Raw genomic sequence first — 6,389 nt, forward strand, 5'->3', positions numbered from 1 at the left:
ATGCTGGAAGAGCTGGAAGGTCGTTATGAGGAGTTAAATAATGTTGAAGAACTTACCGAAAAACTTGGTTCAGCGGTTGAGCTGATCGGCCGGGAAGACATCGGAAGTCTGGACAGCCTTAAAGAGGTGCGTTCGGGTTTATCTAAGATTGCCGGTTTTTCAACGACCTATGAAAGTCTGAATGAGCGTGTGGAAAGTATCATCATTGAACTCGATGATATTTCCCAGGAACTATCTGATGCCCTGGAAAGGGTAGAAGCCAACCCGGAAGAGCTGGAGGCAACAAATCAGAAACTTCAGCTTATCTATAACCTTCAGAAGAAACATTCCGCAGAAAATATTGAAGAATTACTTCAGATAAAAGAGCAGCTTCAGGAAAAAGTGTCGGTGAGTGAAAATGCCGAAGCTTCCTTGCTGGAAGCAGAAAAAGCTATTTCAGAAGCTAAAAAAGGTCTTTTGGAGATTTCAGGAAAGATCCACGAGAATCGTAAAAAGATCATCCCTGAATTTATCAAACAAACTGAAGAGATCCTTTCCGGTCTTGGGATGCCTAACGCCCGACTAAAAATTGAATTAAAACCGCAACAGGAATTTCTGGCTAACGGACAGGATCAGTTGTTCTGGTACCTTGCAGCCAATAAAGGCGGAGATTTCAAAGAGATGAAAAAAGCGGCTTCAGGGGGAGAGCTTTCAAGAATTATGCTTGCCGTGAAAAGTATTCTGGCAGCACAAAGCAGTTTGCCTACTATTATTTTTGATGAGATCGATACCGGGGTTTCCGGGGATATCGCACAAAAGATGGGCGAGATTCTGCAGCATATGGGCGAATCTATGCAGGTGATCGCGATCACTCACCTTCCACAAATAGCCGGAAAGGGGAACAGCCACTTTAAAATATTTAAGGAGGATACAGCGCAGCACACCACCACCAAGATAATTGAGTTGGAGCAGAATGAACGCATAGAAGAACTGGCAATGATGCTGGGAGGAAATAATATTAGCGAATCGGCTATGGCACATGCCCGGGCCCTGTTGAATTAGTAAACTAACCGGTTGAGCCTCTGTAGGGAATTTTACTATCTTTACCGGCTCAACAATCTATAAAAACCAAAACCATGTCATACAACCTGCTAAAAGGTAAAAGAGGAATTATTTTCGGGGCCCTGGATGAGAATTCCATAGCCTGGAAAACAGCGGAACGGGTAAATGAAGAAGGCGGAAAATTTGTGTTAACCAACGCGCCTATCGCGATGCGAATGGGGAACATTCAGCAACTTGCCGAAAAAACCGGTTCTGAGATCATTCCGGCAGATGCCACTAAAGTAGAAGATCTGGAAAACCTTGTTGAAAAATCTATGGAGATCCTTGGCGGAAAGATCGATTTTGTACTGCATTCCATCGGGATGTCGGTGAACGTGAGAAAAGGAAATCACTATACCGATATGAATTACGATTTCACCACTAAAGGCTGGGATGTTTCTGCGGTATCTTTTCACAAGACCATGCAGGTTTTATACAAAAAAGAAGCGATGAACGAGTGGGGGAGCATTGTTGCCCTTAGCTATATGGCTGCCCAGCGTGTTTTTCCTGATTATAATGATATGGCCGATAATAAAGCATATCTGGAATCTATAGCCCGTAGTTTTGGATATTTCTTCGGAAAAGATAAAAAAGTAAGGGTGAATACTATTTCCCAGTCACCAACACCAACCACAGCCGGAACCGGAGTTAAAGGCTTTGATGGCTTTATTGCCTACGCCGATAAAATGTCGCCGCTGGGTAATGCCACAGCTTTGGAATGCGCCGACTATACCCTAACGCTGTTCTCTGACCTTACTAAAAAAGTAACGCTTCAGAATCTTTACCACGATGGTGGCTTCTCCAATATGGGAGTTAGCCAGGAGGTGATGGAAACATTTATGAAAGACCAGGAGTAAGATCCTTAGCATATAAAGGGCTGTGAGGAAAAAATGCATTGTGGTTTTTTCCGGCAGCCCTTTTCTTTTAGTACCTTTATAAGATGAAATTGGAATATTCGTTTATCATTCCTGTCTACAATCGCCCCGAAGAGATCAGGGAGCTGCTGCAAAGTATGCTGGCTCTTGATTTTGATAGAAGTTATGAAATTGTAATCGTGGAGGACGGATCTTCCAGACCATCGAAAGAGATAATTGAACAGTTCCAGCAGCAACTCAACATTAGTTATTATTATAAAAGAAATTCAGGGCCCGGTGATTCCCGTAATTTCGGGATGCGTAAGGCCCAGGGCGATTATTTTATAATTCTGGATTCTGATGTTTTGCTTCCGCCTGAATACCTTAAAACCGTAGATAGCTTTTTAAGCGAAAATTTTTGTGATTGCTATGGAGGCCCGGATGCCGCTCATCCTAGCTTTAGCGATACGCAGAAAGCTATAGATTATGCGATGACCTCCTTTTTGACCACCGGAGGCATCCGAGGAAACAAATCGGCGGTAAATAAATTTGAACCCCGTAGTTTTAATATGGGCATTTCCCGGGAGGCTTTTCAAGCAACAGGAGGTTTTGGCTTAATTCATCCCGGTGAAGATCCCGATCTTTCGTTAAGACTTCAGAAAAATGGCTCTAGGACCTGCCTGATTCCGGATGCGAAGGTTTTTCATAAACGCCGGATAGATTGGAATAAATTCTATCACCAGGTGGAAAAATTCGGAATGGTAAGGCCAATCCTGAATTCCTGGCACCCCGGCTCGGCCAGGATCACCTATTGGTTTCCAAGCCTTTTTATGGCCGGCTTTATTTTGTCGATTTTCCTTTTAAGCAGTGGCTTGTGGTGGTTTTTTGGACTATATATCATATATTTTACAATAGTATTTCTTAATTCGGCTATTAGGAATAATAGCCTTCATATTGGTTTATATTCGGTTTATGCTGTATTGGTACAGTTTGCCGGATATGGCTACGGTTTTTTTAAATCGATTTGGCAATTAAAAGTGCTAAAAAAGAATCCGGAAATTGCATTTCCACATCTTTTCTTCAAACATGCGTAAAACCTCCAACGGAACACCGAACTTTTTAAAGAAATCCAATTTACAAACCTTTGGATTCTTCCTCTTTTTTTCTGCTTTTGTGTGGTTTCTGGTTCAGCTGTCAAAAGATTACACTCAGGTGGTTTCTTTTCCCCTGGAATATGTGAACCCACCGATGGATAAAAGCATCGCTGAGGAAAAACCGAAGTCTGTAGAAGTAAGGATGCAGGATAAGGGATTTAATATTTTATATTACAAATTGTACAAGCCTGAACTTCTTATTGACCTGGAACAAACCAGGACAGAGGAAGGTAGACTCGTTTATTCTATCGAGGCCAACCGGGAAGATATCGCAAGCCAACTTAATATAGATTTTGAAAAGACCCGTTTCCTTTCTGATGAAATAAATATAGCTTTTCAGCCTAAGAAGCTGAAACGGCTTAAAGTTGTTCCCGAATTAAACCTCTCTTTTGCCGTGGGGTATTCGGCTAACGAAGAGATAAGCTTAGAACCCGATTCTATAGATGTTAGCGGCCCGGAATCTATTATAGACACCATTAGTGAAGTTAGTACCTTTCCGCTGAATATCAACAATATCAACAAAGATATTCAGGGCAAAGTAGCCATAGACACCACCGGACTGGGAATGCTTAGTTTCTATCAAACCCAGGTTAACTATACCATGGAAGTCGAAAAATTTACGGAAGGTGAAATACAGGTTCCCGTGGAAGTACGCAATGTCCCGGAAGACGTAAACCTTAGTATTTTTCCGAAGGAAGTGAAATTGTTTTACCAGGTAAATCTTAAGCAATATGAGATGGTTAGGGCCGAAGATTTTTCTGTGGTATGTGAATATGAAGATATCAGGGAAGGGCAGGATTACCTCCTGGCAGAAGTCAGGAGAAAACCCGATTATGTGACTAATATCCGACTTAGTGAACGGAAGATACAGTTTATTATAAAGCGATGATGGTAGTAGGTTTAACCGGGGGTATAGGAAGTGGTAAAACCACGGTGGCGAATTTCTTCAGGGAACTTGGGGTGCCGGTCTATATCGCCGATGATGCCGGAAAACGCCTGATGCTTACTTCTGAAGAAATTAAAAAAGCAGTAATTGAGCTTTTTGGAGAAAAGGCCTATCCTACTGATGCGCCGGACAGAAATTATATTGCCTCCCAGGTCTTTAATGACAGCGCGAAACTGGAAGCCTTGAACAGAATAATCCACCCCGCGGTAGCTGCAGATTTTCAGGAATGGCTGAGCCGGCAACAGGCGCCTTATATTATTTATGAAGCGGCTATTCTTTTTGAATCGGGAGGGCATAAAAAATGCGATTTTACAATTTTGGTAACCGCCCCCCACGAAGAAAAACTTAAAAGACTGCAGGCCAGGGATAATTCAAAAATTGAAGAAATTGAAGCCAGAATGGCTAATCAATGGAGTGATGAAAAAAAGTTAAAATTAGCCGATTTTCAGATTGAAAATACCGATCTAAGCCTTACCAAATCTCAGGTTAAAGAATTGAATGAGATTCTCTTAAATTCCCGCAAAAATTGAGAAAAGTTTTGTTAACATTTGGTTAAAGCACTTAGGCTCTAAATGTTAAAATCTTACTTTTGGGGGCATGAATAAAAAGCTTTTCTTCATCCTGGTTGTCCTGATGAGTTTATCCCTTATTGGGATAATTTTCGTTCAGGGTTATTGGATTAAAGGTGCGGTAGATGATAGGGAAGAACAGTTTTCGTATAACGCCAAACAGGTGCTGATTAAGGTTTCCAATGAGATCCAAAATAACGAACTGGAAGAATATTACATAAAATTTATAGATTCAGATTCCACCAACGCTACGCTGGAAGAATCTAAGCTCACCGAATACTCCTATTCCAATCAGAATAAATTACGGGATCAAACCCTTTTTCATACTGAATCTATTCTGGAGGAAGATTATAAGGTTTCTTCAGGTTTTCTAAGCGCTACCCGGGATAGTATTCCCTTTACCAAACTTATTAATAAGCGGGTTACCAATATTGTTACCCGTCAGAATCTTGACAACAATAACACGCTAAGCGCCCGGCAACAAATTTCCCGCATGATGCGCATGGACCAGGTTGAAAAGGATATCCTGCGTAGCAATATCGCCGAATATACCAGTAAACTTCCTCTCCATGACCGTATTAGCGATGTTGAGATCAGAAGACTAATCGCTAACGAGCTTAAAAAGCGGGACCTGGACACCGAATTTGAATACGGAATTTACAGTAATTCCATCGCTACAAATCTTCATTCTGATGGCTTTAGTTTAAACCACCCTGCAACATACGGGGTGCCTCTTTTTGTGGATAATAGTGGAAATAGCAGTTACCAGTTGCTGGTTAACCTGCCTGGAAAGAAAAAGGTAGTGCTCTCTTCTGTGGTGTTGATGGCGGCTTTGTCAATAATTTTCACTTTGATTATCGTTATCGCTTATTCCAGCGCTTTGTCTCAATTGATAAAACAACGACAGATCTCTCAGATCAAAACCGATTTCATCAATAACATGACCCACGAATTTAAGACACCTATAGCCACGATAAACCTGGCTCTGGATGCCATTAAGAATCCCAAGATCAAGAATGATGAGGAAAAGACTAAGCGTTACCTCCAGATGATCAGGGACGAGAATAAACGAATGCACGGGCAGGTAGAGAATGTGTTGCGCATCTCAAAACTGGAGAAAAACGAACTGGACCTTAAGAAGGAAAGACTGCAATTGCACGATCTCGTGGAAGAGGCTATTACCCATGTACAATTGCTAATAGAAGATCGTGGGGGATACGTGAAAACCCACTTTGCTGCCTTGCGCTCTTCAATCCTGGCCAATCCCGATCACTTTACCAATGTAGTGGTAAATATCCTGGATAACGCAGTTAAATATTCTCCTGAAGAACCCAAAATAGATATCTATACTGAAAATGTGAAGAACTATATCATCCTCAAGATCCGGGATCAGGGATCAGGGATGAACAAGATTGTTCAGAAGAAAATATTCGAAAAATTTTATCGCGAACATACCGGTGATATCCACAATGTAAAAGGTCACGGCCTTGGTCTGGCTTATACAAAACGTATCGTGGAAGACCATCATGGTGAGATCACTGTTGAGAGCGAAAAAGGAAAAGGAAGTACCTTTATAATTAAATTACCACTAATATCTTAAATATATGGAAACTGAAAACAAAAAAATCCTGTTAGTAGAAGACGATCCAAATTTCGGAACTGTCCTTAAAGATTACCTGGCGATGAACGACTATGAGGTCACTCACGCCAAAAACGGAATGGAAGGCTTCGAGAAATTCAAGAAAGACGATTTCGACCTTTGTATCCTGGATGTGATGATGCCTTA

Annotated in this window: 7 protein-coding genes; all 7 read left to right on the forward strand. The window is 41.5% G+C overall.

Going from position 1 to position 6,389, the window contains the following annotated elements:
• The coding region (locus ACESK1_RS11365; protein WP_372920297.1) for a DNA repair protein RecN at nt 1-1,041 on the forward strand (1,041 nt) is incomplete at its 5' end.
• Between the two features lie 74 nt (nt 1,042-1,115).
• Nucleotides 1,116-1,937, forward strand: coding sequence for an enoyl-ACP reductase (locus ACESK1_RS11370; protein WP_372920298.1), 822 nt, complete (start codon nt 1,116-1,118; stop codon nt 1,935-1,937).
• Between the two features lie 83 nt (nt 1,938-2,020).
• Nucleotides 2,021-3,028 carry a glycosyltransferase family 2 protein gene (locus ACESK1_RS11375; protein ID WP_372920299.1) on the forward strand — a complete coding sequence of 336 codons (1,008 nt, stop codon included), beginning with the start codon at nt 2,021-2,023 and terminating at the stop codon, nt 3,026-3,028.
• Nucleotides 3,021-3,977 carry a CdaR family protein gene (locus ACESK1_RS11380; protein ID WP_372920300.1) on the forward strand — a complete coding sequence of 319 codons (957 nt, stop codon included), beginning with the start codon at nt 3,021-3,023 and terminating at the stop codon, nt 3,975-3,977. The genes ACESK1_RS11375 and ACESK1_RS11380 overlap by 8 nt, the downstream gene beginning before the upstream one ends.
• Nucleotides 3,974-4,564: a dephospho-CoA kinase gene (coaE, locus tag ACESK1_RS11385; RefSeq protein ID WP_372920301.1), complete on the forward strand. Its 591-nt coding sequence runs from the start codon at nt 3,974-3,976 to the stop codon at nt 4,562-4,564. Before ACESK1_RS11380 ends, coaE begins: the two co-directional genes overlap by 4 nt.
• 67 nt (nt 4,565-4,631) lie before the next feature.
• Nucleotides 4,632-6,203, forward strand: a complete 1,572-nt coding sequence (locus tag ACESK1_RS11390) for a sensor histidine kinase (protein ID WP_372920302.1) — start codon at nt 4,632-4,634, stop codon at nt 6,201-6,203.
• Nucleotides 6,204-6,207: 4 nt separating this feature from the next.
• On the forward strand, nt 6,208-6,389 hold a 182-nt coding region (locus ACESK1_RS11395), incomplete at its 3' end, for a response regulator transcription factor (RefSeq protein ID WP_372920303.1).

This window comes from Salegentibacter sp. (genome assembly GCF_041642575.1).
Lineage (GTDB): Bacteria > Bacteroidota > Bacteroidia > Flavobacteriales > Flavobacteriaceae > Salegentibacter.

Excerpts from the sequence above, each read along its gene's own strand:
- coaE (WP_372920301.1), top strand. The coding sequence starts at position 3,974 with ATGATGGTAGTAGGTTTAACCGGGGGTATAGGAAGTGGTAAAACCACG.
- ACESK1_RS11380 (WP_372920300.1), top strand. The coding sequence starts at position 3,021 with ATGCGTAAAACCTCCAACGGAACACCGAACTTTTTAAAGAAATCCAAT.
- ACESK1_RS11375 (WP_372920299.1), top strand. The coding sequence starts at position 2,021 with ATGAAATTGGAATATTCGTTTATCATTCCTGTCTACAATCGCCCCGAA.
- ACESK1_RS11370 (WP_372920298.1), top strand. The coding sequence starts at position 1,116 with ATGTCATACAACCTGCTAAAAGGTAAAAGAGGAATTATTTTCGGGGCC.
- ACESK1_RS11390 (WP_372920302.1), top strand. The coding sequence starts at position 4,632 with ATGAATAAAAAGCTTTTCTTCATCCTGGTTGTCCTGATGAGTTTATCC.